Origin of the sequence: Streptomyces sp. NPDC059166, assembly GCF_042755185.1 — a bacterium.
Lineage (GTDB): Bacteria > Actinomycetota > Actinomycetes > Streptomycetales > Streptomycetaceae > Streptomyces.
Map to the genome: position 1 here is coordinate 91,965 of NZ_JBHZCI010000021.1, position 26,999 is coordinate 118,963.

Here is a 26,999-nt window from a genome sequence, read left to right on the forward strand (position 1 = left end):
ACACCACTGTGCCGGGTCTCCCTTCGGGGAGACCGGCCACTGTGCTTTGTGCCGCGGCGGGCCCTCGGGTCAGGCCCTCGCGTCAGAACTGCACGTCGGAGCAGGCGTAGAACGCGTTGGTCGTGTCCGCCACGTTCCACACGGCCAGGATGATGTGCTTCCCGGTCTTCTGCGTGGGCATCGAGCCCTGGTGCGTCAGTGTCGCCGGGGGCTGCTGGTTCCCGTACGGCACCGTCATGAAGGGCTGCGACTCCAGCGCGGCCCTGGTGAGCGGCTTGGTGGGGTCCCAGCCGTTCTTGGTGATGTAGTAGCGGAAGTCACTCGTCGAGTGCCGGGCCGTGAACTGCCACCGGAAGCTGTAGCCCTGCCCCGCCGTGACCTTGGTGGCCGGCCAGCCGCCGCCGCGCGGGTCGTCGAGCTGGGCGAACTGGCCGTTCCCGCCGGAACAGATCTTGCCGTCCGCCGGTCCTGCCGCCGGGAAGCCCTTGGGGCCCTCGACGCTCTGCGGTTCCCACTGGATGTTGCCGCACCCGGTCACCGTGCCGTTGGCGCACAGCTTCTGCCGGCTGATGGGTGTGTCCGTGTACCCGTGACCGCTGGCGCTGCTGGTCGCGAACATCGAGACACCCGCGATGGCCAGGCCTATGAAGGCCGCGCTCGCCCTTTTCCGCATGCTTGTCACTCCTCGAGAACGTGGGGGAGGTTCTGGGGATTACGTGGCTCCGCTGCGCGCGTTACTGCGGTCTAGACCAAGTCCAGATTATTGACAAGCCATGAACATGTCCAGACCAATGTGCGCCGGGTTTCGGTGCGCCTCCCCCGGCCACCGCGAGCGGTCACGCCCCTTCCCCACCGCCCCGGCCGGCGTAGAAGGCGACCGTCAGGTCCCTTACCAGTGCCTTGTGTTCGTAGGAGTCGAGCTCGACGATGCCGCGTGCGGTCAGCCGGCCGACCGTGTCGTCCACGGCGTCGACCACCGCGGTCAGGACCCCGTCGCGGTGCCTGGCGTCGATCGCGGCCACCCGGCGGCGCTGCATGGCCGCCGCGACCTCGGGCGCGTACTCGATCTCGGTCGGCTGCGCCGAGTACACCTCGATACCGGCGGGCTCGCAGTCCGCGTGCAGCATCCGGGTCAGGGAGTCCCCCACGGCCTCGGCGTCACGCAGGGTACGGGTCTCCTCCTCGAAGGCGTCCGCGGGCAGCTGCGAGAGCACCCGGGCGAGCGCGGCCTCCACCTGGTCCCGCAGGTAGAGCTCGTGGTCGGCGACTCCGAGCACGGCCCGCGCGGTGTCCTTCACCCGCCACACGACGAGGACGACGGCGTGCAGGCCCGTACCGCTCGCGTCGACGGCCCGCAGCGGCTCGCTGCGCCAGTGCCTGAGCCGTACGTCGGTCCTGCGGCGCAGCAGGAGCGGGGAGATCCAGAGGAGCCCGGTCCTGCGGACGCTGCCCCGGTAGTCACCGAAGAGGGTCAGGACGCTGGCATGGCCGGCCCGGCCCCGGCCGAGGCCGCAGAGCGCGAAGAGCACCACGGCCCCCAGCAGCGAGAGCACCGCCCAGGTTCCGACACCCACACCGCCGTAGGCGCGCCGGTCCAGCCCCAGCCCCTCGCTGATGGCGTCGGGCAGCGCGCCCTGCCACCAGAGGGCTGCGAGCCCCGCGACGGTCCCGGCCGCCGCGGTGAGCAGTGCGGCCCAGCCGGGCAGGGCGGGGCCGGGCCTCTCGGCCAGGCGGGGGTCGGCGAGGGGCGCGGGCCTGCCGGGGCGGCGCGGCTGCGAGGAGCGCGGGCGGGGCGGGCGGCCGCTGCCGGGCTGCCGGGGCTCGGCGCCCACCGGGCCCGGCTTCTCGTCGTCGCGGAAGAGGAGGTGGACGGGGATGGGCGCGGTGGTCTCGGTGGAGATGACGGGCTGCCTGCGTCCCGCCGCCCGCCAGGCGGCCGGGTCCGCCGCACCGACGGTCAGCGTCACCGGGGCCCGGCCGGGACGCTCGGGCCCACCGGCCTCCGCGGTCCCCGGCTTCCGCAGGTCCGGCACCGCCGCCTCCCCCGGGCCGTGCGCGTCGGCCCGGTCGGGCGGCTGCGGTACGTCGCGCGCTCGCGTGCCCCCGAGCGCTTGCGCCCCGTCCTGCGGGTGCGCCTCGTCGTGCGGGTGTGCCTCGTCGTGCGGGTGCGCCTCGTCGCGTGTGGTCGCTCTGTCGTGCGGGACGGCCTGCCCCTCCGGTCCGATGGCGGTAGGTGGTACCGCGACGGGGAGGATCTCGGTGTCAGGGCCCTTCGCCAGATCCAGGTCCAGGTCCCCGCCCAGGTCCAGATCCCGGCCCGAGTCCAGATCCCGGCCCGGGTGCAGATCCAGATCCAGATCCAGGTCCAGGGTGACGGCCCGGTCGGTGGGGGCCCCTCGGCCGGCCACGGCGATCGCGTCCAGGGCGGGCCCGAGATCCGCCGGGATCTCCTCCACCGATGAGATCGGGCCGTCCTCCTGACGCGGCGTGACCAGCCGGGGCTCCGCGGCCACGACCGCCTCCTCCTCGGTCTCCGCCTCGGTGTCCGCCTCGGCGTCCGCCTCGGCGTCCGGGGGCCGGACCTCCAGCACGGGTGCCGGACCCGGCAGCGGGCCGGAATCCCCGGCAGCTTCGAGATCCCCGGCCGGCCCGGAGCTCCCGGCTGCGACGCGTTCCGCCGTGGGTTGACGGTCCCCCGCCGGCGCACCGCCCACAGGAATGCCCGCCGTCCCCGACACCGCTGAAGCCTCCGCCTCGGAGGCCGGCTCCGCCGCCGTATCCGCCACCGCCCCGGTCCGCTCCGTGCGCGCCTCCGCAGCCGGCGGGCTCACCACCGGCCAGGCAGGCCGTTCGACCACCGGCCACCGCATCCGCTTCCCCGACGGCTCCGCTCCCGGTCCCGGCACCCCCGTGACGTACTGGTCGGGCGCCGCCGGGGTCTCCTCCTGCCCGCCCAGGACACCGGGCGGCCCGGGGACCGCAGCCCGCGCATCCCACTCACCCAGCTCGTCCCACTCGCCCCGTACGTTCTCGGTGGACCGCATTTCCGCCTCCGTCATGTCCGTTCCGTTGCGTTGCGTTGCTTCACACCGTCAAGCCGTCAAGCCGTCAGCCGTTCACAGCAGTCGGGCCGTGGCCCCGCCGGATGGCTGGGAGCCACATCCGTCCCGCCTGCACGACGTCACGCGAAGAGCCGGCGCCACGTCTCCGGCCCCGGGTATCCGTCGGCCGCCGCGCCGTTCCAGCCCTGGGCGCGCTGGAACGCCTCCACGTTCCGGCGGTCGGCCTCCGTCCAGCGCGGACCGGGACCGGTCGTGTAGTGGGCGCCGTACCCCTTCCGCACCAGCTGTGCCCCGAGCCGCTCGACGTGGCTGTTCGACCTGCCGGGCTGGAAGTGGCTCAGTCCCGGATAGGCCGCGGTGCCTCCCGGGGCGCTGCCGGCCCCGGCGGCGGGGATCTTGCGCCCGGTGCCCTGGACCAGGAGTTTCCAGGTGTGAGGGCCGGGAATTCCGTCGGCCTCCTTGCCCTTCCAGCCCTGCGCGAGCTGGAAGGCCTGGGTCGCGCGCCTGTCCGCGTCGCCCCAGCGGGGGCCGGCGCCCTGGGTGTAGAAGCGTCCGCCGCCGTGGGCGATGAGCATCTTCCCCAGCCGGGTCACGTGCGCGTTGTCCGCTCCGGCCCCGAACTTCGCGGCCCCCGGGAACGCGGTCGCCGTTCCGCTGTCGCTCGACCCGCTGACGATCCCCTTGTAGCGGTAGGCCACGTACTTGGAGGAGTTGGTCCAGTAGGCCATCGGCGTCGTCGCCTTGCGGGCCTTCGGGCTGGTCAGCTCGTAGGCGAGGTAGTGGGTGTGCGTCCCGTCGGCCCACCCGCCGAAGATCGTGACGTGTGATCCGACCGCCGGATCGGCCAGGTTGTGGAAGAGCAGGATGTCGCCGGGCTGGAGATCCGCCCTGGCGATCTTCGTCCCGAAGCCGGCGAGGCTGCCGGTCCACTCGTTCGTACCGAGGTTCCAGGCCATCGACACATAGCCGGAGCAGTCCTGCCGGTAGCCGTCCGACCAGTACGCCGTCATGTCGTACGGCACCTTGGCGGTGACCCACTTCTTGGCGCGGTCGATGATCGCGGTGCGGGTGGTCGTGCGCTGCGCCGTGCCGGGCGCCCCCGGCGCTCCGCCGTTGTTCAGCGGACCCACGGAGCCCTGTGGACTGCCGGGCTGCGGATCAGCCGCCGTACGGGCCCGCGCGCCGTCCTGCCCCGCCTCCCGCGGGGCGGCCTGCCCGGCTCCGCAGGAGAGGGCCACGCCGGTGGCGGTGACCAGCACCAGCGCACGGCGTGCGCCGTGCGCGGCCGGGTGCCCGCCGTGGCGCACGGGCGGGGCGGCGGCTGCCGTGCGGCGCCGCAGGGCGCAGCCCCGGCAGCCGCAGTCGGCTTCGGGTTCGTACTCCTCGAAGACCGGCACACTCATGCGCGACCCCTCTTCCTCTCGGCAGCGTCGGGATCCCCCGCATCTCACCTTTTCGGCATATCTCATGTTGAGGTATTAAAGGGACAAAACGACCATCCGACAGGCCGAGGCGGGAAGGAATTGGTCAGGAGCACCCCCGCACATCGGGTAATGTTCTCCAGGTCAGCAGGCGCCGTTAGCTCAGTTGGTTAGAGCAGCTGACTCTTAATCAGCGGGTCCGGGGTTCGAGTCCCTGACGGCGCACGCAACGAAGAGGCCCCCTCACCGAGTGAGGGGGCCTCTTCGCATGTGCTCAGGAGCACGGTCCGGGCCGGCGGCCCGGGTGGTGTTCCCACCCGCCGGATCAGGACAACCTGCCGGAAATCCACTGGGCGTGCGGAGCGCCGGCCCTACAGTGGCGCCCACTCCGGTCTCCCGCGCCGCGCCCGGGCAGCCTCCCGCGCCCGGACGGTGTGGTCGAGGACCGGCCCGGCCGGCGGGCTCCGTGGGGAGCTGACGCCGGCCGGGCCAGGTCGGTCTTCGGCACCGTGGGTGAGCGGCCGCGGTGGAAGGCGGCCTCTCGCGGGAGGCGCCCTCAGACGCGGCTCTTCGCGCCGTCGATCTCGTCGGTCAGGTACGCGGACACGACGACGTTGGCCGTGTACGCGTGCGACTCGCGGTCGTAGGTGCCGCCGCAGGTGATCAGGCGGAGCTCGGCCCGCCCGTCGTGACGCTGCCCGTAGGCCTTCTGCGCGTCGAAGCGTTCGCGGGTGAAGACCTGGACGTCGTCGATGGTGAATTCGGCGGTCTTCCCGTCCGCGCGGCTCACCCGGACCTTCTCGCCGGGCCTGGCGGCACTCAGCCCGTAGAAGACGGCGGGTTCGCTCTCGGTGTCGACGTGGCCGACGAAGAGCGCCGCCCCCTCCGCGCCGGGCTCGGTGCCGTCGGCATACCAGCCGACCGCCTTCGGGGTCGAGAACGGCGGGGGCTCGATGGCCCCCTCTCCGTCCAGGCCACGCCGGACGATGTTCGCCTTGATCCCGATGGAGGGGATCTCGACGCGTTGGGGTGCCGCCGCGTCGAGCGGGTCGTGCGGCGGGGGCAGCGGTACGCCCAGGGGGCGTCCGACCGCGGCGACGTCACCGGTCGTGGGGGCCGAGTTCCCGGCGGTGGCCGCGCGGCCCCACAGCCACAGCCCCAGCAGGAGCACGGCCCAGGTGACACCGGTCAGCAGACGCCCCGCACCGGCGGGGCGGTCCGTGGTGCTCATCTCAGTGCCGCGCCGGACGGCGGCGGCGTGCGGCACGGAAGCCGACGGCCACGGCGGCCACGGCGCCGAGCCCGATTCCGATCACGGTGTGCGGGGTGCCGGGGCCTTCGTCGGCCGTGCCCTCGGCGAGCACCGCCGTGCCTCCGCCGCCGGCCCGGACGGGGGCGACGGGCGAGGGGCGGCTGTGGTGGACGACGGTGAACGTGCCGGTGGCCTTGCCGTGGCCGTCCTTGCAGGTCACCCAGACTTCGTACTCGTCGGGCGCGGCGTCGGACCGGATCCGGGCCTCGGCGACGAGCTCCTTGCCGCCGTCGTGCTCGAAGCGCGCCTCTGTGGCGAACGCCTCGGAGTTGCCCCGGGCCGACCTGCCCTTGCCGCAGGCGTCGGTCCGGAGCTCCACCTCCCCACCGGGGGAGACACGGGACGGGCTGACCGAGACCGTTCCCGAACGCTTCTCGTCCCTGGAGTCGTCGGCCTTCGACTGGGCCGGGGCGGCGGACGCGGGAAGGGCTATCGTCCCGGCCGCGATGACGGCACAGAACGTGAGGGGCAGTGAACGCATCGTAAACCTCCTGAGGAGAGGTTCACGCTTGAGGGGTCAGCCCGCATCCGCTGTAGCCCGGTCGGGTTACGGCGTGGGCAGGTCGACCAGTTCGACGAGGTCCGCGATCGAGTCGACGACGGTCGACGGCCGGAACGGGTAGCGGTCCATGTCGGCCTCGGCGGTGAGGCCGGTGAGGACGAGGAAGGTCTGCATGCCCGCCTCCAGCCCGGCGAGCACGTCGGTGTCCATCCGGTCGCCGATCATCGCGGAGGTCTCCGAGTGGGCGCCGATGGCGTTGAGGCCGGTGCGCATCATCAGCGGGTTGGGCTTGCCCGCGAAGTACGGAGACTTGCCCGTGGCCTTGGTGATCAGCGCGGCCACCGAACCGGTCGCGGGCAGCGGGCCCTCGGCCGAGGGCCCGGTCTCGTCCGGGTTGGTGCAGATGAAGCGGGCGCCGCCGTTGATCAGCCGGATCGCCTTGGTCAGGGCCTCGAAGCTGTAGGTCCGGGTCTCGCCGAGGACGACGTAGTCCGGCTCGTGGTCGGTGAGGACGTAGCCGATGTCGTGCAGCGCGGTGGTGAGCCCGGCCTCGCCGATGACGTAGGCGGTGCCGCGCGGGCGCTGGTCGTCCAGGAACTGCGCGGTGGCCAGCGCGGAGGTCCAGATGTTCTCCACGGGCACGTCCAGACCCATGCGCTTCAGGCGCGCGTGCAGGTCGCGGGCGGTGTAGATGGAGTTGTTCGTGAGGACCAGGAAGGGCAGGCCGGAGTCCCGCAGCCGCTTGATGAAGGCGTCGGCGCCGGGGATCGGGGTGCCCTCGTGGATGAGGACGCCGTCCATGTCGGTCAGCCAGGATTCGATCGGCTTGCGCTCTGCCATGTGACGGACTCCTGCCGTACGCGCTGTGCACCCGGGGTGCTGGACGCCGGCGGCACCGCGCTGTGCAGCGCCGACGCCTCGATCTTAGGCCGCGGGTTCCTCCTGGCGGAACCTGCCGATCAAGAGGGATCCGGGCCGCGGTCAGCGCCGCCGGGTCCGCAGCCGCCTCGCCCCGGCCACGGCCGCGACCCCGGCGAGGACCAGGGCGCCGGAGGCGAGGCCGGCCGCGAGCGCACGGTCGCGGCCGGTGCGGGCGAGTTCGGGCACGGCGTCGCCCTCCGCCTCCGCGGTGCGCCCCGGAACCTGAGGTGCCTCGATCCCGCTGTCGACGATGACGAATTCGTACGCCTCCGACTCCCCGACCCAGTCCCCGTCGGCCGCCTTGCCGGTCTGCTCGTCGCCGGTCCCCGCGTCCGCGGCGGCGCGCCGCTGCACGATCGCGGCACGGGCCGTGACCTTGCCGGGGAGGGTGTCGGAGGTGAAGGCCATCCGGACCTCGACGGTGACCGTCCTCTTCGCGGGGACGGTGAAACCGGCGAAGTCGTCGTCCTGCTCCCCGCTGCCGAAGACACCGATCTGTTCGTCGCGGTCCGTGGACTCCCAGCTCACCCGGTGTTCCTCGTCGGGGTGGGCCCGCTCGGTGAACTCCAGCTGGATCTGCTCGGCGGTGAGCGTCCGTTCCTCGTCGGTGAGGACGAGCACGGGGTGGATGGCGTGGCAGGGGGCGGAGGTGGTGTTCTCCAGGTCCAGGTACCAGGTCCCGTAGCCGCCGCCCGAGGCGTAGGTGTCGGGGCCGCCGTGGATCCTCGTCTCGATCGGGAAGTCCTCGGCCTGCCGGTCGCCGCACTCCGCCTGCTCCGGAGCGGCCTCCTGGCCCGCCGCGGGGGCGGTCGCACCGGACACGGCGGGGGCGGTGACCGGGATGGCGATGGCGGCCGGGACACCGAGGAGACCGGCCGGTACGACCAGCCCGGCGGCCAGTCCGAGGCGGGTCAGGGCGCGGCCGTCACGCAGGCGCGCGGGGGGTCTGCTGGGCATGGGGGTCACCCTTCGCTGCTCGCGAACGGCCGGGGCGGTCGGCCACAGAGGGCTGGAGCGCCGACACGGCCACGCACGGCCGGACGTATGGCCTGGGCGGTACGTTTCCGGGTGCGACGCTGCCACGCACGCGCGTGGGCCCGCCACCCGCGGGCGGCGTACTCCGCCCGTTCGGGCGCCGAAGTCCACCCGGCCGGCCGCGCTCAGGCGCGGGTGCCGCCGTCCTCGCCGGCGCGGCCGAAGAGCGGGGCGAGGACCAGCTGGGCCGCTCCCTCGGCGACGGGACGGTCGCCTCCGCCGGCTACGGCGACCGGCACGGCCGGGGTGACGCCCTCCCGCAGGGCCCGCTCCTCGACGACGGCGCGTACGCCTTCGACATAGGCGTCCTCGTCGGCGGCGACGGTACGGCCGCCGAGGACGACGCGGTCGATGTCGAGCAGGCCCACGAGGTTGGCGGCGCCCGCCCCGAGCACCCTGGCCGCCTCGGCGACGTCGCCGCGTGAGACGGCGGCGAGGCAGAGCGCCTCGACGCAGCCCCGGCCGCCGCAGGAGCAGGGAGGGCCGTCCAGCTGGAGTGTCTGGTGCCCGAACTCGCCGGCGCCGGTGCGCACCCCGCGGTGCAGGGCGCCGCCCAGGACCAGTCCGGCGCCGAGGCCGGTGCCGAGGTGGAGGTAGGCGAAGTCGGCGTCGGCGCGTTCGCGCAGGGCAAGGCCGAGGGCCGCGGCGTTGGTGTCCTTGTCGAGGACGACGGGGAGGCCGGTCCGCTCGGCGAGGGCGTCCCGCAGCGGATAGCCGTCCCACTGGGGGAAGCCGGTGACCCGGTGCAGCACCCCGCCGCGGTGGTCCAGCGGGCCGGGAAGCGCCGCGCCCACGCCGAAGACCTGCCGGGCCGCGCCGAAGGGGGCCTCCGGGGCGGAGTCCCGTACCGTCCGCACCGCGTGGGCGGCCGTGGCGAGGACGTCGGCGGCCGGGGCTCCGAGATCGAGCGGGAAGGTGCGGGTCGCGACCGTGGTGCCTGCCAGGTCGGCCAGGACGGCGGTGAGCTCGTCGCGGTCCAGGTGCAGGCCGACGGCGTATCCGGCGTCCGGGACGAGGCGGAGCACGGTGCGCGGTTTGCCGCCGGTGGAGGCGAGGCGGCCGGCCTCGGCGGCGAGGCCCTCCGTGCGGAGTCTGGCGGTGATCTTGCTGACCGCCTGCGGGGTGAGACCGGTGTGCTCGGCGAGCTCCAGCCGGCTGATGCCCTGTTCGCCGGCCACCCGCAGCAGGTCGAGGACGAGCGACGCGTTGTGGTGGCGCAGGGCCGGGAGGTTCACTCCGCCGCTCCTGCCGTTACTCCTGTTCACCCCACCATTGTCCTCATCGCTTGCACTTTGGCAACAGCGTTGCTTAAGTGGTCGGTATGACAGCCAACGCTCCACTTCGCGTCGGGCTCGTCGGCTACGGCCTGGCGGGTTCCGTCTTCCACGCCCCCCTGGTCGCCGCGACCGAGGGCCTCGTCCTCGACACGGTCGTCACCTCGAACGAGGAGCGGCGCGCGCAGGCCCTCGCCGAGTTCCCCGGCGTGCGGATCGTGGCCACGCCCGAGGAGCTGTGGCCGCTCGCCGGCGAGCTGGACCTGCTGGTGATCGCCTCACCGAACAAGACCCATGTGCCGATCGCCCGGGCGGCACTGGAGGCGGGGCTCCCCGTGGTCGTGGACAAGCCGATCGCCGGCACCGCGGCCGAGGCCCGCGAACTGGCCGCGCTGGCGGCGGAGCGGGGGCTGCTGCTGTCGGTCTTCCAGAACCGTCGCTGGGACAACGACTTCCTGACCCTGGCGGCCCTGATCGAGGAGGGCGAGCTCGGTGAGGTGCAGCGCTTCGAGTCCCGTTTCGAGCGGTGGCGTCCGCAGCTGAAGGGCGGCTGGCGCGAGTCGGGCGACCCGGAGGAGATCGGAGGGCTGCTCTACGACCTGGGCAGCCATGTCGTCGACCAGGCGCTCACGCTCTTCGGCCCGGCGGTGCAGGTGTACGCGGAGTCCGACGTACGCCGCCCCGGCGCGGCGGCCGACGACGACACCTTCATCGCGATCACGCACGCCGGCGGTGTCCGCTCGCACCTGTACGTGAGCGCCACGACGGCGCAGCTCGGTCCGCGCTTCCGGGTGCTCGGCTCGAAGGCCGGCTATGTGAAGTACGGCCTGGACCCGCAGGAGGCGGCCCTCCGCGAGGGGGCCCGTCCGCGGCCCGGGGAGCCATGGGGCGAGGAGCCCGTGTCCTTGTGGGGCCGGGTCGGTTCCGGCGAGTCCCCGCTGACCGGCGGCGGTGACCCGGTCCGTACGCTGCCCGGCGACTATCCGGCGTACTACGCCGGGGTCGTCGCGGCGCTGCGCGGCGAGGGCGGGAACCCGGTGACGGCCCTGCAGGCCGCCGCCGCGCTCGACGTACTGGAGGCGGCACGGCGCTCGGCCCGTGAGGGTGTGTCCGTGACGCTCGTCCCCCACCACGAAGAGGAGCGGCACGCGTGAACCCGAGTGCTCCGACCATCTCCGAGCTCATCGCCCAGGAGCGCAGGCTGACCCTGCCGCGCTTCGGTTACGACGACGCCTACGCGCTGGGGAACCTGCTGGTGTCTCTGGCCCGTGAGCGGCACGCCCCGGTCGCGATCGACATCCGCCGCGGCAGCCAGCAGCTGTTCCACGCGGCACTGCCCGGCTCCAGCGCGGACAACGACGCCTGGATCGAGCGCAAGCGCCGGGTGGTGGAGCGGTACGGGGAGAGCTCCTACCTCGTGGGGACGCGTTTCCGGGCGAAGGGCACGACGTTCGACGAGTCCTCGCGGCTGGACCCGGACGTCTATGCCGCGCACGGCGGTTCCTTCCCCATCGCGGTGGAGGGCGCGGGCGTGATCGGCTCGGTCACGGTCTCCGGCCTGCCGCAGGCGGAGGACCACGCGCTGGTGGTGGAGGCCCTGGAGCAGTTCGTCGCACACCCCCGGGACTGAGGGAGAGGTGAGGGGCCGGCCGGTACCACCGGCCGGCCCCTCACCCGTCCGTGTCCCCGCTCCCGGAGCCCGTCCGCTCCGGGAGCCCGTCCCCTCCGGGAGCCCTGATCCGGCCTGATCCGAACGAAAGACCCTAGGCGTCCTTGAGCTCCTGGCGCTGGCGGCCGAGCCCTTCGACCTCGAGCTCGACGACGTCCCCGGACCGGAGGTAGGGCTTGGGCTCGGGGTGGCCCATGGCCACGCCCGCCGGGGTGCCGGTGTTGATGATGTCGCCCGGGTAGAGCGTCATGAAGTGGCTCAGGTAGCGCACGACCTCGCCGACCGGGAAGATCTGGTCCGCCGTGGTGCCGTCCTGCTTGAGCTCGCCGTTGACCCACAGCTTGAGCGGGAGCGCCTGCGGGTCGGGGATCTCGTCGGCGGTGACGAGCCAGGGGCCGAGCGGGTTGAAGGTCTCGCAGTTCTTGCCCTTGTCCCAGGTGCCGCCGCGCTCTATCTGGAACTCCCGCTCGGAGACGTCGTGGGCGGTGGCGTAGCCGGCGACGTGTCCGAGCGCCTCCTCGGCGGAGTCGAGGTAGCGGGCCGTCCTGCCGATGACGACGGCCAGCTCGACCTCCCAGTCGGTCTTCCGGCTGCCGCGCGGGACGAGCACGGTGTCCTCGGGCCCGACGACGGTGTCGGGGGCCTTGAAGAAGAGGATCGGCTCCTCCGGGATCGACGCACCGGTCTCGGCGGCGTGGTCGTGGTAGTTCAGCCCGATGCACACGATCTTGCCGATCCGCCCGACGGGCGGCCCGACCCGGAGGCCGCTCGCGTCGAGCGGAGGGAGGACGTCGGGCGTCTGGGCCGCCTCGCGCACCCGGGCCAGCGCGGACGCGTCGGCGAGGAGGTCGCCGTCGATGTCGGTGACGAGGCCGGAAAGATCACGCAAAGTCCCGTTACGGTCCAGCAGTGCCGGACGCTCGGCACCGGCCGTACCCACTCGAAGAAGCTTCAACGGTCCATCTCCCCTTGGTCGAGGTCGAGCCCGTCGATGGGTTGCGGCCAGCGAAAGGCTTGGTCGATCCTCCAAGACGTCGGATCAATCCGCAAGACCCTGTTCACACACTGGACCGGGACCGCTCAGACGGCGGGTGCGACAGCGGCTTCCGGGGCGGGGCTCAGCCGGTAGAGGAAGGCGCGCTCGACGGCGGTCCAGGTGGTGCTGGTGACGATGTAGAGGGCCGCCGCGAGGGGCACGAAGGCCACGGAGAACAGGGTGAGGAAGGACATCAGCGGCATGACCTTGGTCATGGCGCCCATGCCTGGCACGGGCTGTCCGTCCGGGCCGGTGGTGGGCGTCACCGGGTTCGCCGCCATCTGCTTCTTGGTGCGCCCGTAGTTGAACGTGGCCACCGCCGCGACGATCGCGAAGAGCACGAGGTAGACCAGCCCGTGCTCCCCGAAGGGCCCGCCCTGGGCGAGCGCGTCGTGCCAGCGCTCGCCGAGCGGGGAGCCGAAGAGCTCGTGGCCGAGGAGGGCGTTGGGTTCGCCGCCGATGCTCCGGCTGGAGAAGAGGTGGTAGAGCAGGAAGAAGGCGGGCATCTGGAGCAGGCTCGGAAGGCAGCCGGAGAGAGGGGAGACCTTCTCCTTGGCGTGGAGCTCCATGAGCGCCTTCTGCATCCGCTCGGGGTTCTTGGCGTGCTTCTTGCGGAGCTCGGCGATCTGCGGCTGGAGCTTGGTGCGGGCCTTCTGGCCGCGCGCGGCCGCACGGGAGAGCGGGTGGACGGCGAGCCGTACGAGGGCGGTGATCAGCACGATCGCGGCGGCCGTGGAGGCGTGCTGGAACAGCGGTTCGAGCAGGTCGGCGAAGGCGCCGACCAGGCTGGCGAACGCGGACATGATTGCGGACATGGGTGAGCCCTCCGGGGGTCTCGTCGTGCCGGGGAGTGGGTGACTCGGCAGGACGACCCGCGCGGAAGGCGATGGAAGAGTGTGCCCTCTACGCGGCCGTCAGGAGGGCGGCCCCGGGAGCTCGGGGCCTGGTGCGGCCCCGGGCGTCGGGGTCACGCTGCGGGAGGAACGCTGTGCGCTTCTCGCGCTCGCGCATGGCCGTGCGCACTCTCGTACGGGGTACGGGGGCGGCGCAGCGGGCGCTGATGACGGAGGAGACGAGAAGGGCCGAGCCTGCGGCCGCGGTGGCGGCGAGCGCGACGGCGGCGGAGAGGCTGCCGCCCTCGGCGAGCAGGACCTCGGTCAGGAAGAGGACGAGGAAGGCCGCCGGACGGAAGAGGCGGGCGACGGCTCGGCGCACCTGGTTCATGGCGTCGCTCACCGGCCCTCCTCCCTTTCGCGTTCGAATGTCTCCTTCATTCGTTATACACGATCGGCGTCCGGTGGCCGCTGGAGTCGACGAGGAGCGGGGAGCACCCGCCCGACCGGGCCGCTGGGCCAGGGCCGGGCCCGTCACCGTACGCGCAGGCGCGTGGGGGCGGGTGCCCTCGATGCCGGCCACCGGCGGCGCGGGAGAGGTGTCCTGGGTGTCCGTCCCCGCCGTGGCGCCGAGCGATCTCGCCGCGGTCCGGGCTCCACCGGCACTCCGGCCACTCCCTCTCACCTCGCCCCCGTCCCGCAGTACGGTGTGGTCCATGCGCCCCGACACGCCTGCCGACCACATCACCGAAGCCGAGCGCCTGCTCCGCACCGCGGCGCAGTACCCCGAGGACCACGAACCGCTGTTCCTCCAGGCAGCGGCCCATCTGGAACTCGCCGGTGAGCGCGCACGCGCGAGCACCCTCTACGACGAACTGCTCGGCTCCACCGAGATCCCCGTCGAGCACCCCCACCTGGTGAAGGCGCTCAAGGCGGCCAACCTGTGGGAGTACGGCCACGAGGCGGAAGCACGGGCGATCATCGACGGCATCCGCGCCGCCGGCCCCCTCGACGCCGCCCCGTGGGAGATCGCCGCGGAGACCCTGGAGGCGCACGACGAGCTGGAGGCGGCCCACGACTTCTTCTCGACGGCGCTGACGCTGCTCCTCGCTCCCGGCGAGGAGGTCCCCTACGCGACGCAGTCCCTGCTGACCGGCCGGCACCGGGTGCGCAGGCTGATGGGTGTCGGGCACGACGCCTGGGACGAGCTGGCCGACACCCTGCACGCCGCCGCCGTGCCCCTCGACGAGCTTCACGACCCGAAGCGCCTCTGGTCCCTCGGTTCCTCCGACCCGGGTGAGCTGCGGGCCGAGATCACCCGGCTCCGCGCAGAGCTGGGCACCTACCGCACGGCGCTGTCCCGCCCGTTCCCGGTAGCCGTGCTCCGGTGGCCCGAGGACGAACTGCGCGAACTCCTCGCGGCCTACCCCGAGCTGGCCCGGGAGTACGTCTCGTACACGGACCATCTGGCCACCCTGGAGGCCGCGCTGCGGGACCTGCACGCCGGGGGCACGCAGAACCTCGGCATCGTCGCGGGCACCGTCCCCTCGTACGAGGCGTTCGCCGCGTCCGAGGCGTCGTCCCCGTCGGACCCGGACCTGCTTCCCCAGTACGCGACGACGCTGGCGGCCCGCGGGCGTGCCGTCCCCTGGCCCCCGGCACGCCACGCGGCCTGCTGGTGCGGCTCGGGCAACCCGTACCGCGAGTGCCACGGGACGGACTGAGGCCGGCGCCGGGAAAGCCCGCCGCACACCGATGAGTTCCGCTCCCACCGCCGGTCCACCCTCCCGACAGCGCCTCGGGGAACCGCCGGCGCCCCCGGTCACCCCGGAGGGCGCCGGCGTCCGGGGGCTCCAGGACCGACGGATGATGGGACGGACGCGAGACATGACCGCAGCAGTCAAGGGACCCGCCAGCTACTTCCCCTCGATCGAGAAGAAGTACGGACGTCCCGTCGCGGAGTGGAAGGACCTCATCCGCTCCTCGGACCTGACCCGCCACATGGAGCTGGTCGCCTGGCTCAAGGCGGAACACGGCCTGGGGCACGGCCACGCCAACGCGCTGGTGGCCCACACCCTGGCCGAGAGCGCGTAGGGACGCGGTCGGGCCGGAGGGCGCGCGGGCCGGGGGCAGCCGGTACGGCCCCGGGTGGCCGGGTTCAGGAACGGGCGCGGGTGAGCCGGGACGGGCGCGGTCGGGCCGGGACGGGGTGACGTCCCCGGGTGGCCGGGTTCACCGGTAGGGGCGCGAGTGGGCCGGGACGGGCGGTGCGCCCGCGGGTGGCCGGGTCAGCCGGTGCTCCCCTGCCCGCCGGGCCGGTCCTCGCCCTCCGTCGCCCCCTCACCGTCGCCCTCCCCCTGCCGCTCGCCGTCGCCGCCCTCGGCGGTCTCGTCGACCGGGCCCTCACCGTGCGCGATGGTCTGCTCCGACCAGACGATCTTGCCCTCCGAGGCGAACCGGGTGCCCCACAGCGAGGCCAGCTGCGAGATGATGAACAGCCCTCGCCCGCCCTCGTCCACCGCGCCGGCGTACTTCATGTACGGGGCGGTACTGCTGCTGTCCCGGATCTCGCAGGTCAGCCCGCGGTCCAGGATCAGGCGCAGTTCGACCGGGGGGCTGCCGTAGCGCACGGCGTTGGTCACCAGCTCGCTGACGATCAGCTCGGTCGCCTCGCCCGTGTCCGCTCCGACGTGCCAGTCGGCGAGCGTCTTGGAGGTGAGCCGGCGCGCGGTCGCCGGCGCCGTCTTGTCGTAGGGGAGCTCCCAGGTGGCGTAGCGGTCCGGGGGCATGGCGCGGGCCCGGGCGAGCAGGACGGCGGCGCCGCGCAGCTCCGGGGTGTCGGGGAGCGCGTAGGCGATCGCGTCGCAGATCTCCTGGAGCGACCGCTCCGGAGCGGACAGCGCCTGGCTCATCGCCTCGCCGGGCACCGCGTAACGGTCCACGGCACTGGTGTGGAGCGCCACCAGGCTGCCCTCCGCGAGCGGGAAGGAGACTGCGGCGACGGGCTCACGTTCCATGGTGCCGAGCAGGGGTCCCGCGATCACCTCGATGACCTTGACGCAGCCGTCGGCCTCGACGACGAGCGGCGCGGTGTGGCCCGCCGAAGCGAGCGTGCACGTACCGGCGAACGGGTCGTACACGGCGTACGTGCAGCTGCCCTCCAGTGGCTCCCGGTGCAGTGGATCGCTCTCGGGCAGCTCCATTCGTTCCTCCGCCAGCCTGGCCGCGGTGTCGTACACGCGCGCCAGCAGCTCGTCCGGCTCCAGATCGAGCGCGGCGAGGGCGTGCACCACGGTGCGCAGCTGCCCCATGGCGGTGGCTCCCTGGATACCCCGTTCGTGCACCTCGCCGATCACCAGCGCGGTCCGGGCACCGGAGAGCGCGATCGTGTCGAACCAGACGGCGGGCCCCACGCCCGGCAGCACCAGGTTGTCCGTCTCCACGGCCGGCTGGGGCACGGTCCGCTGCGGCATCAGCCGGCGCTGGAGCGCGCTGGCGAGGGTGTACTCGTGGATGTAGCGGCGCGCGTTGTCGATGCCCAGCGCGACGCGGGAGGCCATGGCCTCCACCACGGGGATGTCCTCCTCGGTGAACGGATCGGAGTCGCCGCAGCGGTACAGCGTCAGCAGCCCGAGCACCGATCCACGCAGTGTGATCGGCGCCAGCAGGAGCGTGTGCGCCCCGACCTGCCGGATCGAGCGGGCCCGCGCCGGGTCGGAGTCCAGCCAGGTGGCGCCGTCCAGCGGTACGACCCGGGTACGCAGGTCGGTCAGGGTCCTCTGGAACGGCGTCCCGTACGGCACGGCACGCACGTCACCGATCGGGTGGGCGGGCACATTGCTGCCCCCGTACGCGGCCCGGTGCAGCGGAACGCCGCGGCCGAGCGGGCCCGGCGGCTGCGCGTCGCCCCGCAGCACGGTGTCGACCACCTCCACGGCGCCGACGTCCACGTAATCCGGCACCAGCGCGTCGACGAGATCGCGGCAGGTGGCCTCGATGTCCAGGGTCCGGCCCACCGTGCCCCGCACCGCGTCGAGCGCGCGTCCCCGGTCCCGGCTTCTCGTCTGCTCGGTGACGTCACGTGTGAAGACGAGGACCCCCAGATCCGGATTCATGCCTTCCTGGTGGGTCGTCCGGCCGGTCCGGAGCCGGAATGCCGTGATCTCGAAGGAGTGCCGTCCCCCGGCGAAGGCGTGCGGCCGCGCTTCGTACTCCTGGTCCATGACCGGCACACCGGTGCGGATCAGCTCCGCCAGGGCCGCCTCCACCGCCTCCGGGTCCCTGAACGGGCACACGTCGCGGAACGCCTGTCCGCGCAGACGCGTGTTCTCGTCGGCGTCGCGGTCGCCCGAGGAGTCGCTGACCCGCAGGACACGCATGTGCGGGTCGAGGACGTAGGTGTGCACACGCACCTGCGTGAACAGCACTTCCAGCAGGACGGCGTCCAGCACGGCATCGGAATCGCCGCCCTCCCCCGCCGACCGGAGGGCCCAGTCCGTCGCGCCCAGAGGTTCCAGGCGGAGCGCCTCGGCGGTGAGCCCTTCGGCCTCCGGCGGAGGGCGCAGACTGTCCAGGGCCAGCACGTCCATCACCCGCATGCCCATCACGTCGGCCGTCGCCACCCCGAAACGCCGCTCGGCCTCCCGGCTCCACCCGGTGACCAGCCCGGCGGCGTCCACCACCATCAGCGGCGCATCAGCCATGAACCCAGCTCCTTCGCCCCCCGCCACGGCACCCGGGACCGAGCCACCGCCCACGACGACACGTACGCGGACCAGCATCGCGCGGGGACGGTGGGGGCGCGACCGGAGGGCCGGAACGCGCGAGGCGGCCCGTACCGATGGACAGGGCCCCGACCAGCCCGTCCGTGTCTTCGGGCGGTCTTGGGTCCGGGCGCGGGAGGGGCGGCGACGCTACGCGACCGGGACGCAGGTGCGGCCCCACGCACACGGTGCGTGGGGCCGCCTGGGCATCCCATGCCCGCGCACGAGCGATCCGGCCGGCGGGACCCGCCCGCCCGGCCGGAGGGCGGATCACTCCACGATCTCGATGTCCAGGGACTCGACCCTCGAGGTCTTGCTGCTGCAGACCGCGACGATCGGACTCCTGCCAGGCAGCTTGTCCGTCTTCCGTACGAGTTCCCGCAGGTCGTCCAGAGTGATCTCCTTGCCGGTCCTGGGTTTCAGATGAACGCTCACAGGTGACATCGATTCCTCGCTCCGGTGGCCGACTTCCTGAACTCGTTACCCAACTGCGCGGCCATTCAGCCAGCTTGGTCGAGGCGAGCCCAGTGTGAGAGGCGCCGCACAGCACGAGGCGCATCGCTCCTTGATACAACTTCACCTGTAACTGACGAGGCGAGGGGGACTCGGCCATGGTTCAAGGGACTTCAGGCGACGCACCGGTAGTCGGGCTCTACGAGACGCTAATCACCCGTCGACTCGAAGAGCGGATGAGGCACCTCGACGCAGCGGGGTGGCGCTCCATCGAGGCGCTGGTGGGGGCGGAGTCCACCCCACACGTTCTGGCCCGGCATGTTGGTGACACGGTGCGGCAGGTACTCCAAGGTCTCTCCCCCAGTGAACAGGTACTCGCGGTCAATCACATCCTGCAGTCGCTCAACACCCTTGAGGGCGCCGCTCAGTGGGTTGATCTAGTCACGGACGGCCCTCGGCAGTTGATGTCGATCGCCGAGCAGGAAGCGCCTGGCGTCTACGCCATCCGGCCGGCTACTCCGCTGTCGGACACAGCGCTCATCACCAACTCGCCAGAGGATCCGAGCCTTGGATTCGAGCTCCGCGCCGAGTTGGCTACAGCGGACAGCGTTGATCTCCTCTGCGCCTTCGTCAAGTGGCACGGACTCCGGATCCTTGAAGAACCTCTTGCCTCCGCGCGCGCTCGCGGCATCCCGATACGGGTGTTGACCACCACCTACATCGGAGCCACGGAACGTCGGGCTCTGGATCGCCTGGTCCGAGACTTCGGAGCAGAGGTGAAGGTCAACTACGAGCTTCGCTCAACCCGCTTGCACGCGAAGGCATGGTTGTTCCGCCGAGCAAGTGGCTTCGATACCGCGTATGTGGGCAGTTCCAATCTGTCCAAGGCGGCGCTCCTCGACGGGCTCGAATGGAACGTACGCCTCTCGTCCGTCGCCACGCCCTCGGTCCTCCGCAAGTTCGAGGCAACTTTCGATGCCTATTGGAGCGATCAGGCGTTTGAGTCCTACGACCCGGATTCTGATGGGCAACGGCTAGACGAAGCTCTGCGCCGCGCGAGCGGAGCCCCCCAGCATCAACACAACGCCATCACTCTCTCCGGCCTCGAAGTCCGACCGTACCCGCATCAGCGAGACATGCTTGAGCGTCTCGAGGTCGAGCGAACCGTTCATGACCGCCATCGCAACCTGCTGGTAGCTGCCACCGGCACCGGTAAGACCGTGATGGCCGCACTGGACTTCAAGCACCTTCGAAACACGCTGGGCCGTGACCCTCGACTACTCTTCGTGGCCCACCGAAAGGAGATCCTTGAGCAATCACTGAGCGTCTATCAGAACGTGCTCATCGATGCGAACTTCGGCGAATTGTTCTACGCGGGCGAGATTCCTGACCACTGGACCCACGTGTTCGCCAGCGTACAGTCTCTCAGCACCCGCATACTCGACAGATTCCCGCCAGACCACTTCGACATCATCGTTATCGACGAGTTTCATCACGGCACTTCCCCCACCTATCGACGCCTCCTTGATCATTTCTCACCTAAAGAACTTCTCGGCCTCACTGCAACTCCGGAACGCATGGATGGGCGGAACATCCAGGACGAGTTCTTCGATGGCAGAATTGCCGCAGAGATGCGTCTGTGGGAAGCTCTAGAGAATGAGCTCTTGAGCCCTTTCCACTACTTCGGCATCACTGACAATACCGACATGCGAGCCGTGGCGTGGAAGCGCGGCAACTATGACGCGACGGCACTCGGCAACCTCTTCACCGGAAATGAAGCCCGAGCCCGCCTTGTCGTACGAGCGGTACTGGACAAGGTCAGCGACCCTGGAGCGATGCGCGCATTGGGCTTCTGCGTCTCAGTCGCTCACGCTCACTTCATGGCGGACTTCTTCCGGCGGGCCGGTCTCAACGCCGTCGCACTGTCGGGCGAGACCCCGCGCCACGAGCGCAAAGAAGCACTGGAGCAATTGCGCACGGGCTCACTGCAGGCCATCTTCTCAGTGGACCTCTTCAACGAGGGGTTGGACATTCCAGACGTCGACACCCTGCTCCTACTTCGCCCTACGGCCAGCGCGACGGTCTTCCTTCAGCAACTCGGGCGCGGTCTTCGCCGTACGGAAGACAAGGCCGTGCTCACCGTGCTGGACTTCATCGGACAGCACCGCAAGGAGTTTCGCTTCGAGGAATCGTTCCGCGCTCTGACCAATCTGACGCGCAATCGTCTTCTCAACAACATTGAGCAAGGCTTCCCGCAATTGCCTTCAGGCTGTCAGATCGTGCTTGAGTCGAAGGCAAAGGAGGTGATCATAGAGAACATTCGAAGCCAAATCGGAGTGAATGTCACACAGCTCGCTAGAGAGGTTGCGTCTTACGCAGAACCCAGCCTCTCCGGCTACCTCAAGGAGAGCGGCAGAAACATCAAGGAGCTCTACCGTGGAACCGGAAACTCTTGGACAGGCCTGCTACGCCGCGCAAAGCTCCTCAACGAAGAAGCACCTATCGGCGAAGCAGCTTTGCTGAAGAGGGTATCCGCCTTCCTCCATGTGGATGACCCAATTCGCGTCGCCGCATACAGAAAGCTTCTCGCAGACGAAGCACCGACCTACGATCTCCTGTCCGAGCAAGAGCAAGCCTATGCCCGCATGCTCTTCTTTTCGCTTTGGCCTCTGGGCGGTGGATTCTCCAACTACCAGGCCGGTTTCGATACACTCGCCCATCAGAGGGCATTTCGCACCGAAGTGCGACAGGTCCTCACCCACGCCCTCGAGGAAGCGGACCACGTCCCACTGCCACTCCTCGGCACTCATTCAAGCCTTCCCCTGGCTGTCCACGCGTCATACAGTAGGGAGGAGATCCTTCCTGCCCTCGGCCAATCAACCGTGAATGGATTCATGCCCGGCCATTTCCGAGAGGGCGTGAAGTGGTGCGAAGGAGTTCAGACTGACGCTCTCCTGATCACACTCGAAAAAGATGAGAAGGACTTCTCTCCGGAGGTCCGATATAAGGACTACGCCCTCAACGACACCTTGTTCCACTGGGAGTCGCAGAACCAGACCTCGGACTCTTCGCCGACTGGGATCCGTTATCAGACACACGGCCAAAAGGGCACTCACGTACTGCTCTTCGTGCGTCGTTACAAGAAGACCGACATCGCCGGCCCTCAACCGTGGATGCTTCTAGGGCCCGCCGAGTACGTCAAGCACAAGGGAAGTAAGCCGATGGCCATCGTCTGGAGGCTGCGGCACCAGATCCCCGCCGACGTCCTCACCTACTCGGCGATCGCAGCCGGCTAGCACCTGCCGAGCAAGTCGTCCACGGGGGACACCGGTCGAGCACGTGGCCCTCGATGGCTCGGCACGGAAGGTCAGCTCAGCAGCTCGGACGCGCACGTGACGAAGTCCGACCACGCATGTCGGGAGATGGCGAGCGGGAGCCTGGGGATGTCCTTCGAGTCCCGTACGAGAACAGCATCGGAGCAGAGGGCGACCTCGACACAGTTGTCACCCGAGCTGCCGCTGTAGCTGCTCTTGAACCAAACCGGGTCGTTGGTCCTCATAGCGCTCCTCGCATCTGGTCCAGCAGGCTCGCCGTGGCTTCACTGCCGAGGGCCTGCGAACGCAGCTTGCCATAGCGCTGGAGCATCGCGCTCACGTCAGGCGGCGAGGTGATCAGCACGCTTGACTGCTGCCCCTCGGAGTACCCCACCCATTCGTGCCGTCCACTCTCGGCTAGGTACATCAAGCCGTCGATGCCGGCGTGGTCGTACTGCCGAAGCGGCATCACCTGGATCTCGACGTTCCGTCGCTCGCCCTGCTCCAGCAGATGACCGAGCAGTGTGTGAGTCACCACAGGTCCACCCAAGTGGCGCTCCAGGAGCGCCTGTTCGATGACGAAGCTGAAAGCCGTATTGGGCCTGTCAGCGAGCAGATGCTGGCGTTCCAACCGCGCGGCCACCTGCTGCTCAATCTGCTCGCTCGACAGCGGAGGCAGTCGTCGCTCGAAAACGGCACGGATGTAGCACTCGGGCTGCAACAGCCCGGGGATAGCGCGGCATTCGTACGCGCACAGCGTCACCGCCTCCTCCTCGATCGCCGCCCACTGCAGGAACCACGAGGCGAGGCCCGCCTTCCGGGACAGGCTGCCGGCGGCGGCGGTGAGGACGCGGCAGGCGGTCGCGCCCAGGACGTCCTCCGAGCGGGTCAGCAGGTCCCGCGGCGGGAAGCGTTTGCCCTGCTCGATCTTGGCGACGTACGCCACCGAGTACTGCACCAGGGCCGCGAACTGCTCCTGGGTGAGCTGCACTTCCTCCCGGAGCGCCTTCAGTACGGCTCCGAACGCCTTGAGGCCGTCCGAGGGGGAGGTGTCGCCGCCGGCGTGGGTCCCGCCGCCGTACTCCGTAGCCATGTCGCGCCCGCATCTCTCCGTGCCGCAGCCCCACGGCCCGGAATCGGTCGGGCCCGCCCCCATGGTTACGGGTCGTGACCGACCCGGTCCAGTCGGTGAGCCCGTACAAGCCGATCTGTATGGGTGCCGTGCCTGCCGCGGGGGCTTCACGTACGCGCAGGCTGACGCCATGACAGAGCTGCACACCCGACCGGGCCGCACCTACCGCGCGTTCGACCAGCGTTTCTCGTCCACCCGCCGCGGGGCGCGTCTCGCGCGTCTGCTCACCGCCGTCCAGCTGACCGAGTGGGGGTTCCCGCCCGGGGCCGCCGACCACGAGGCGGTGACGGTCGTCGTCGCCGAGCTGGCCGCCAACGCGGTACTGCACGGCCGCGTTCCCGGACGGGACTTCGCGCTGCGGCTCACATGTGAGAACACCCTTCGAATCATCCGTGTCGAGGTGTCGGACACCCATCCGGCTCGGCCGGTTCTTGTCCGTTCGGGTCCGGTCGAGGGATGCGGCCGTGGGCTTGTCCTCGTCGCGGCGCTGTCCACCCGCTGGGGCGTGTGTGACCGCGTGGGCCCGGGCAAGACTGTCTGGGCCGAGTGCGAATGGACCGCGTGCCGAGGCTGAGCGCCGCCGCTTCCCGACGTCGACGGCCGTCCTACGGGAGCGGGCCACGGGTGGCACGAAGGGCGCCGGCATGGGATCGAGCCCACTCGGTCTCGTCAGCGTGGTCCGGCGGAGAGTGAGGCTTCGAGACGGGCGACGTAGTCGGCCTCCGCCTCCTTCCGGACTGCGGCGAAGCGGCGGTCGACGAGCAGGAGAGGAACCATCCAGCCCCACCCCCACACGCTGAACGATGTGACCACGCCGGTCTGTCGCAGCAGCGTGTTGGTGAGGAAGCAGAGGATGAAACAGACCGACCAGGCGGCCGTACGGTGGCGGCCGAGGACACGGACCGGGGCGTTCCACGGTCCGGACAGCGCGGCCATCGTCGCGGCACGCACAGCGGTGTCACGGTCGGCGATGTCCGCGTCCGGCGCTGCAGGGCCACGGCCCTGCGCAAGATCCTCGGCCAGCGCGCGAGCCTGGGCTTCGGTGTCGCGCCCCGCAGTCGCACGGAGCACCGCCTGCATCCTGATGTCCTCCCAATAGCCGCGCCGCGCCCAACGCTCCGCGGCGGCGAGCTTCGCGGCCTCCTCGGACAGAGGGGCCAGTTCCTTGAGACGTCGAGAGAGCTGCACCGCTCGCGCGGCACGCCCCGGGTACTCGAAGGCGTCCGCGCGCAGGCACAGTTCGGCATATCCGGCGAGGAGTCCGAAATGGTTCCCGTCCAGGGCGAGCCCGGCCCGGAACGCCGTCTCCGCTTGATCGTCGTGGTCGTCGTCGTCCTCCACCGCATGCCCGAGGGCCAGCCAGCAGTAGAGATCGGCCAGCGGGCCGAGTTCGTCCAGCCCTTCTTGCGCCGCGCGCCGTACAGCTGCGTTTCCTCCGGCCAGGAACAGTTGCTCGCAGCGTTCCTGATAGGACTCACACGTGATCATGCTGCTCCCCCCTCATGGTCCCCGTGCGGGGGCCGAGTAAGTGTGCAGCCTGCGGTTTCCCCAGGTCAACAGGGTGCGTTGAACGATGGCGAGAGATCTCACCGAGGCTCACGCCGTCCGGTGCCGGGGGCACTCACCGACCGGTGTCACCGTTCGGTGAGGGGCCGTTCGCTGGATTCCTGGGTGTGTTCAGCCCCCGGGTCGCAGCCGGGAACGGACGTGGGCCCTCCCTGTGTCGCACCCCTACGCCCCCCGATGGCCGGTGCCAGGAACACCGCCACGGCGACGAAGCAGAGGACGACGACCATGGCGGCGCGCAGGCCGTAGTGGTCGCCGAGGAAACCGAGGCTGGGGGGTCCGACGAGGAAGGCGATGTAGCCCATCATCGCGACGAGGCTGACGCGGGCCGCCGGGTCGGGGCCGGAGTCGCCGGCCGCGGAGAGGGCGACGGGGAATCCGAGCGAGGCGCCCAGGCCCCAGAGGAGGACGGCGGCACCGGCGAGTACGGGCGAGTCGGCGAAGATGACGAGGGTGAGTCCGAGGGCGGCGGAGAGCGCGCTGGCCCGTACGACGAGGGCTCTGCCGAAGCGGTCGATGAGGAAGGTCCCGCAGAAGCGGCCGAGGGTCATGGCCGCTGCGAAGCCGGCGTAGACGGCGGAGCCGAGGGCCGGGTCCACGCCGTGGCCGTCGACCATGAGCAGGGGCAGCCAGTCGTTGGCGGCGCCCTCGGCGAGGGCCATGGCGAGGATGATGCCGCCGATCAGCAGGAGGCGCCGGTCCTTCCACACGGCCGCCCGGGCCGGGGCGGTGCCGCCGTCTGCGGGCCGGGCCCCCCTGGTCCTGCCGACGCCGGAGGGGATGGCGCGGATGCCGTAGCCGAACATGCCGGCGGTGAGGAGCGCCACGACGCCCAGGTGCCATTCCACGGGGAACTCGACGGCCGTGCAGAGGATTCCGGCGCAGGCGCCGACGACCGTCCCGAGGCTGAAGAAGCCGTGCAGGGTGGGCAGCACCGTGCGGCCTGTGATCTGTTCGACCTCGGCTCCGTCGATGTTCACGGCGACCTCGCCGCCGCCCATCCCGAGACCGAAGAGCAGCAGCCCGAGGGTGACGGTGGGCGCCGAGGCGAGCAGGGTGCCGACTCCGATGACGGCGATGCTGACGACGAACAGAGCCGTGCCCACGCCCATCACCGGCCTGGTGCCGAAGCGTGCCACCAGGGCCCCGGACATCAGGATGCTCAGCATGGAGCCGACGGACAGGCCGAAGAGGATCAGGCCCATCTGTGCCGTGGAGGCTCCCAGTTGATCCCTGATGTCCGGGGTCCTGGTCACCCAGGAGGAGACCGAGAGGCCCGGTATCAGGAAGAAGAGGAACAACGCCGTGCGGCGGCGGCTCGTGGCCCGGTCCATCAGAGGTGAGCTCTTTCGGAAGACGTTGCGGGGCCCACGGACGCCCCGACCTGGTACGTACGAACGTACACTCCTCCGGAGTGCAGGGGAAGCCATCGCCGCTCGGCCCCGGGTGCTGCGGGCGGACCCCGGAGCGGAGCCGCGCCGGGAGGAGGCGGGGATGCCCGTGCGGCTGAAGCCCCCGGCGGGGCTCGGCCGGCCCCGTCCCGGCGGCCCTGCCTGAGCGGGCCCCGCTTCAACGGGCCCGTCGCCGCGGCGCCCCGCCTCCGATGCCCCGTCTCCACTGCCCCGCCTCCGCTGCCCTGCTGCAGCGGACCTGTCGCTGCGCCCCTGCCTCACCGGCCCCGTCGCCGGCGCGCCCCGTCGCCGCTGCCCCGTCTCCGCACCCCTGCCTCAACGGCCCGGTCTCAGCGGATCCGCCTCAGCTGCCCTGCCTCGTCCCGTGTCCGTGGGATCGGTGGGTGGCCTGGTAGGAGTCCCAGTCGGCTCGTCCTCCCGCCCCCAGCACCCCGGATGAGGTGGTCATCGCCTCGCGCGGGCGTCGCCGCAGTTCGCGCCTGGCGGTCCGGGCGACGACTGCCGGGAACAGGGGGCGCAACGGCTGGCACAGGCGGAGCCACGGTGGGGCGTAGATGTTCGGGGCCCGGTGCTCGATACCCCGGGTGAGCCATTCGGCGACCTGGCCGGGGGTGTGTACCCGGCGGGCGGCGCGGGGCTGGTTGCGTCTCAGGGATTCGAGGACGGGGTCTTCGTCGATGCCGCTGAGCATGTCGGTGCGGGTCCAGTGGAGGTAGGCGATGCCGACCTGGACCCCGTCCGGTTCGACCTCGCCGCGCAGGGCGAGGGCGAACGACTCCACGCCGGCCTTGGAGGCGCAGTAGGCACTCATCATCGGCGCGGCACCGAACGCGGCCGTGGAGGCGATCTGCAGGAAGTAACCTCTGGTCGCCGTCAGTTGGGGCAGGAACGTGCGGGCGGTGTCGGCCGATCCGATGAGGTTGACGTCGATGACCCGCTGCCAGAGTTCGGGGCCCGTGCCGGTGAAGGAACCGCTCACCGCGATGCCCGCGTTGGCCACGACCACGCTCGCGGGGCCGAGTTCGGCTTCCACCCGGCGGGCCGCCTCGGTGAGCGTCGCACGGTCGGTGATGTCGGATTCGATGCAGAGCGTCGGACCGGGCAGGGACGCGGCGACCTCTTCCAGCGTCTCCCTCTCCCTCCCGAGCAGGGCCACCCGCATGCCGGCCTCGGAGAGGCTTCTTGAGAGGGCTTCGCCCACCCCGCGGGCGGCTCCGGTGACGACAGCCACCCGCCCGCGCAAGGGGTCGGCGGGGCGGCGGGCTCGTGTACCGCGGAGGGCGTCGCGCATGGT

The 26,999-nt window shown here is 71.1% G+C and carries 24 protein-coding genes and 1 tRNA gene; 7 read left to right on the forward strand and 18 right to left on the reverse strand.

Translation table 11 applies throughout. The annotated features are described in order from the left end of the window. Positions 1-82: 82 nt before the first annotated feature. The 3 genes from ACFXOA_RS17860 to ACFXOA_RS17870 form a co-directional block, all read right to left on the reverse strand. Entirely contained in the window at positions 83-673 is a 591-nt protein-coding gene (locus ACFXOA_RS17860) for a lytic polysaccharide monooxygenase (RefSeq protein ID WP_385028729.1), read from the reverse strand. 163 nt (positions 674-836) lie between these two features. After that, positions 837-3,059: an SPFH domain-containing protein gene (locus ACFXOA_RS17865; RefSeq protein WP_385028732.1), complete on the reverse strand. Its 2,223-nt coding sequence runs from the start codon at positions 3,057-3,059 to the stop codon at positions 837-839. A gap of 122 nt (positions 3,060-3,181) precedes the next feature. Next, positions 3,182-4,465, reverse strand: coding sequence for a peptidoglycan-binding protein (locus tag ACFXOA_RS17870; RefSeq protein WP_385028735.1), 1,284 nt, complete (start codon positions 4,463-4,465; stop codon positions 3,182-3,184). A 169-nt stretch (positions 4,466-4,634) separates the two neighbouring features. Here ACFXOA_RS17870 and ACFXOA_RS17875 point away from each other — a divergent pair. Then, positions 4,635-4,708, forward strand: a tRNA-Lys gene (locus ACFXOA_RS17875). 331 nt (positions 4,709-5,039) lie between these two features. Here ACFXOA_RS17875 and ACFXOA_RS17880 read toward each other — a convergent pair. The 5 genes from ACFXOA_RS17880 to ACFXOA_RS17900 form a co-directional block, all read right to left on the reverse strand. Further along, positions 5,040-5,714, reverse strand: a complete 675-nt coding sequence (locus ACFXOA_RS17880; RefSeq protein WP_385028737.1) for a class F sortase — start codon at positions 5,712-5,714, stop codon at positions 5,040-5,042. A gap of 1 nt (position 5,715) precedes the next feature. After that, entirely contained in the window at positions 5,716-6,276 is a 561-nt protein-coding gene (locus tag ACFXOA_RS17885) for a hypothetical protein (protein WP_385028740.1), read from the reverse strand. Between the two features lie 66 nt (positions 6,277-6,342). Further along, positions 6,343-7,137 carry an HAD-IIA family hydrolase gene (locus ACFXOA_RS17890; RefSeq protein WP_385028742.1) on the reverse strand — a complete coding sequence of 265 codons (795 nt, stop codon included), beginning with the start codon at positions 7,135-7,137 and terminating at the stop codon, positions 6,343-6,345. Between the two features lie 141 nt (positions 7,138-7,278). Continuing rightward, positions 7,279-8,175, reverse strand: a complete 897-nt coding sequence (locus tag ACFXOA_RS17895; RefSeq protein WP_385028745.1) for a hypothetical protein — start codon at positions 8,173-8,175, stop codon at positions 7,279-7,281. Positions 8,176-8,378: 203 nt separating this feature from the next. Further along, complete coding sequence (locus tag ACFXOA_RS17900) at positions 8,379-9,518, reverse strand: ROK family transcriptional regulator (RefSeq protein WP_385028748.1); 1,140 nt, start codon at positions 9,516-9,518, stop codon at positions 8,379-8,381. 56 nt (positions 9,519-9,574) lie between these two features. Between ACFXOA_RS17900 and ACFXOA_RS17905 the strand changes: the two genes are divergently transcribed. Both ACFXOA_RS17905 and ACFXOA_RS17910 read left to right on the forward strand, forming a co-directional pair. Then, on the forward strand, positions 9,575-10,681 hold the full coding sequence (locus ACFXOA_RS17905; RefSeq protein WP_385028751.1) for a Gfo/Idh/MocA family oxidoreductase: 1,107 nt from the start codon (positions 9,575-9,577) through the stop codon (positions 10,679-10,681). Continuing rightward, on the forward strand, positions 10,678-11,157 hold the full coding sequence (locus tag ACFXOA_RS17910) for a heme-degrading domain-containing protein (RefSeq protein WP_385028754.1): 480 nt from the start codon (positions 10,678-10,680) through the stop codon (positions 11,155-11,157). The genes ACFXOA_RS17905 and ACFXOA_RS17910 overlap by 4 nt, the downstream gene beginning before the upstream one ends. Before the next feature lie 133 nt (positions 11,158-11,290). Here ACFXOA_RS17910 and ACFXOA_RS17915 read toward each other — a convergent pair whose 3' ends face one another. From ACFXOA_RS17915 to ACFXOA_RS17925, 3 genes are all read right to left on the reverse strand, one after another. Then, positions 11,291-12,151 carry a fumarylacetoacetate hydrolase family protein gene (locus ACFXOA_RS17915; RefSeq protein WP_385028757.1) on the reverse strand — a complete coding sequence of 287 codons (861 nt, stop codon included), beginning with the start codon at positions 12,149-12,151 and terminating at the stop codon, positions 11,291-11,293. A gap of 125 nt (positions 12,152-12,276) precedes the next feature. Next, a complete protein-coding gene (locus ACFXOA_RS17920; protein WP_385028760.1) occupies positions 12,277-13,047 on the reverse strand; it encodes a YidC/Oxa1 family membrane protein insertase in 771 nt (256 codons plus the stop codon). An 88-nt stretch (positions 13,048-13,135) separates the two neighbouring features. Next, positions 13,136-13,468 carry a DUF6412 domain-containing protein gene (locus tag ACFXOA_RS17925; protein WP_385028763.1) on the reverse strand — a complete coding sequence of 111 codons (333 nt, stop codon included), beginning with the start codon at positions 13,466-13,468 and terminating at the stop codon, positions 13,136-13,138. A 313-nt stretch (positions 13,469-13,781) separates the two neighbouring features. Here ACFXOA_RS17925 and ACFXOA_RS17930 point away from each other — a divergent pair, with 313 nt between their 5' ends. Then, positions 13,782-14,789 (forward strand): SEC-C domain-containing protein, encoded by a 1,008-nt coding sequence (locus ACFXOA_RS17930; RefSeq protein ID WP_385028766.1) that lies wholly within the window; start codon positions 13,782-13,784, stop codon positions 14,787-14,789. Positions 14,790-14,952: 163 nt separating this feature from the next. Continuing rightward, complete coding sequence (locus ACFXOA_RS17935) at positions 14,953-15,159, forward strand: DUF4287 domain-containing protein (protein WP_385028769.1); 207 nt, start codon at positions 14,953-14,955, stop codon at positions 15,157-15,159. 194 nt (positions 15,160-15,353) lie between these two features. Here ACFXOA_RS17935 and ACFXOA_RS17940 read toward each other — a convergent pair whose 3' ends face one another. Together ACFXOA_RS17940 and ACFXOA_RS17945 are read right to left on the reverse strand one after the other, a co-directional pair. Beyond that, the gene (locus ACFXOA_RS17940; RefSeq protein ID WP_385028772.1) at positions 15,354-17,768 is read right to left on the reverse strand and encodes a SpoIIE family protein phosphatase; all 2,415 of its coding nucleotides are present in this window, start codon (positions 17,766-17,768) and stop codon (positions 15,354-15,356) included. Positions 17,769-18,098: 330 nt separating this feature from the next. Then, complete coding sequence (locus ACFXOA_RS17945) at positions 18,099-18,263, reverse strand: hypothetical protein (RefSeq protein WP_385028775.1); 165 nt, start codon at positions 18,261-18,263, stop codon at positions 18,099-18,101. A 176-nt stretch (positions 18,264-18,439) separates the two neighbouring features. On the opposite strand from ACFXOA_RS17945, the gene ACFXOA_RS17950 reads away from it, so the two are divergent. Next, a complete protein-coding gene (locus tag ACFXOA_RS17950) occupies positions 18,440-21,577 on the forward strand; it encodes a DUF3427 domain-containing protein (protein ID WP_385028778.1) in 3,138 nt (1,045 codons plus the stop codon). Positions 21,578-21,648: 71 nt separating this feature from the next. Here the strand turns inward: ACFXOA_RS17950 and ACFXOA_RS17955 are convergent, their stop codons facing one another. Together ACFXOA_RS17955 and ACFXOA_RS17960 are read right to left on the reverse strand one after the other, a co-directional pair. Then, positions 21,649-21,840 carry a DUF397 domain-containing protein gene (locus ACFXOA_RS17955; protein ID WP_385028781.1) on the reverse strand — a complete coding sequence of 64 codons (192 nt, stop codon included), beginning with the start codon at positions 21,838-21,840 and terminating at the stop codon, positions 21,649-21,651. Continuing rightward, positions 21,837-22,688 carry a helix-turn-helix domain-containing protein gene (locus ACFXOA_RS17960; RefSeq protein ID WP_385028784.1) on the reverse strand — a complete coding sequence of 284 codons (852 nt, stop codon included), beginning with the start codon at positions 22,686-22,688 and terminating at the stop codon, positions 21,837-21,839. Before ACFXOA_RS17960 ends, ACFXOA_RS17955 begins: the two co-directional genes overlap by 4 nt. A 169-nt stretch (positions 22,689-22,857) precedes the next feature. On the opposite strand from ACFXOA_RS17960, the gene ACFXOA_RS17965 reads away from it, so the two are divergent. Continuing rightward, positions 22,858-23,301: an ATP-binding protein gene (locus ACFXOA_RS17965; RefSeq protein ID WP_385028787.1), complete on the forward strand. Its 444-nt coding sequence runs from the start codon at positions 22,858-22,860 to the stop codon at positions 23,299-23,301. A 95-nt stretch (positions 23,302-23,396) separates the two neighbouring features. Here ACFXOA_RS17965 and ACFXOA_RS17970 read toward each other — a convergent pair whose 3' ends face one another. The 3 genes from ACFXOA_RS17970 to ACFXOA_RS17980 form a co-directional block, all read right to left on the reverse strand. Then, the gene (locus ACFXOA_RS17970) at positions 23,397-24,215 is read right to left on the reverse strand and encodes a hypothetical protein (RefSeq protein WP_385028790.1); all 819 of its coding nucleotides are present in this window, start codon (positions 24,213-24,215) and stop codon (positions 23,397-23,399) included. A gap of 146 nt (positions 24,216-24,361) precedes the next feature. Further along, positions 24,362-25,627: an MFS transporter gene (locus tag ACFXOA_RS17975; RefSeq protein ID WP_385028793.1), complete on the reverse strand. Its 1,266-nt coding sequence runs from the start codon at positions 25,625-25,627 to the stop codon at positions 24,362-24,364. A 421-nt stretch (positions 25,628-26,048) separates the two neighbouring features. Continuing rightward, on the reverse strand, positions 26,049-26,996 hold the full coding sequence (locus ACFXOA_RS17980) for an SDR family oxidoreductase (protein ID WP_385028796.1): 948 nt from the start codon (positions 26,994-26,996) through the stop codon (positions 26,049-26,051). Positions 26,997-26,999: the final 3 nt, after the last annotated feature.

Excerpts from the sequence above, each read along its gene's own strand:
- ACFXOA_RS17860 (WP_385028729.1), bottom strand. The coding sequence starts at position 673 with ATGCGGAAAAGGGCGAGCGCGGCCTTCATAGGCCTGGCCATCGCGGGT.
- ACFXOA_RS17865 (WP_385028732.1), bottom strand. The coding sequence starts at position 3,059 with ATGACGGAGGCGGAAATGCGGTCCACCGAGAACGTACGGGGCGAGTGG.
- ACFXOA_RS17870 (WP_385028735.1), bottom strand. The coding sequence starts at position 4,465 with ATGAGTGTGCCGGTCTTCGAGGAGTACGAACCCGAAGCCGACTGCGGC.
- ACFXOA_RS17880 (WP_385028737.1), bottom strand. The coding sequence starts at position 5,714 with ATGAGCACCACGGACCGCCCCGCCGGTGCGGGGCGTCTGCTGACCGGT.
- ACFXOA_RS17885 (WP_385028740.1), bottom strand. The coding sequence starts at position 6,276 with ATGCGTTCACTGCCCCTCACGTTCTGTGCCGTCATCGCGGCCGGGACG.
- ACFXOA_RS17890 (WP_385028742.1), bottom strand. The coding sequence starts at position 7,137 with ATGGCAGAGCGCAAGCCGATCGAATCCTGGCTGACCGACATGGACGGC.
- ACFXOA_RS17895 (WP_385028745.1), bottom strand. The coding sequence starts at position 8,175 with ATGCCCAGCAGACCCCCCGCGCGCCTGCGTGACGGCCGCGCCCTGACC.
- ACFXOA_RS17905 (WP_385028751.1), top strand. The coding sequence starts at position 9,575 with ATGACAGCCAACGCTCCACTTCGCGTCGGGCTCGTCGGCTACGGCCTG.
- ACFXOA_RS17920 (WP_385028760.1), bottom strand. The coding sequence starts at position 13,047 with ATGTCCGCAATCATGTCCGCGTTCGCCAGCCTGGTCGGCGCCTTCGCC.
- ACFXOA_RS17930 (WP_385028766.1), top strand. The coding sequence starts at position 13,782 with ATGCGCCCCGACACGCCTGCCGACCACATCACCGAAGCCGAGCGCCTG.
- ACFXOA_RS17935 (WP_385028769.1), top strand. The coding sequence starts at position 14,953 with ATGACCGCAGCAGTCAAGGGACCCGCCAGCTACTTCCCCTCGATCGAG.
- ACFXOA_RS17940 (WP_385028772.1), bottom strand. The coding sequence starts at position 17,768 with ATGGCTGATGCGCCGCTGATGGTGGTGGACGCCGCCGGGCTGGTCACC.
- ACFXOA_RS17950 (WP_385028778.1), top strand. The coding sequence starts at position 18,440 with ATGGTTCAAGGGACTTCAGGCGACGCACCGGTAGTCGGGCTCTACGAG.
- ACFXOA_RS17955 (WP_385028781.1), bottom strand. The coding sequence starts at position 21,840 with ATGAGGACCAACGACCCGGTTTGGTTCAAGAGCAGCTACAGCGGCAGC.
- ACFXOA_RS17960 (WP_385028784.1), bottom strand. The coding sequence starts at position 22,688 with ATGGCTACGGAGTACGGCGGCGGGACCCACGCCGGCGGCGACACCTCC.
- ACFXOA_RS17965 (WP_385028787.1), top strand. The coding sequence starts at position 22,858 with ATGACAGAGCTGCACACCCGACCGGGCCGCACCTACCGCGCGTTCGAC.
- ACFXOA_RS17970 (WP_385028790.1), bottom strand. The coding sequence starts at position 24,215 with ATGATCACGTGTGAGTCCTATCAGGAACGCTGCGAGCAACTGTTCCTG.
- ACFXOA_RS17975 (WP_385028793.1), bottom strand. The coding sequence starts at position 25,627 with ATGGACCGGGCCACGAGCCGCCGCCGCACGGCGTTGTTCCTCTTCTTC.
- ACFXOA_RS17980 (WP_385028796.1), bottom strand. The coding sequence starts at position 26,996 with ATGCGCGACGCCCTCCGCGGTACACGAGCCCGCCGCCCCGCCGACCCC.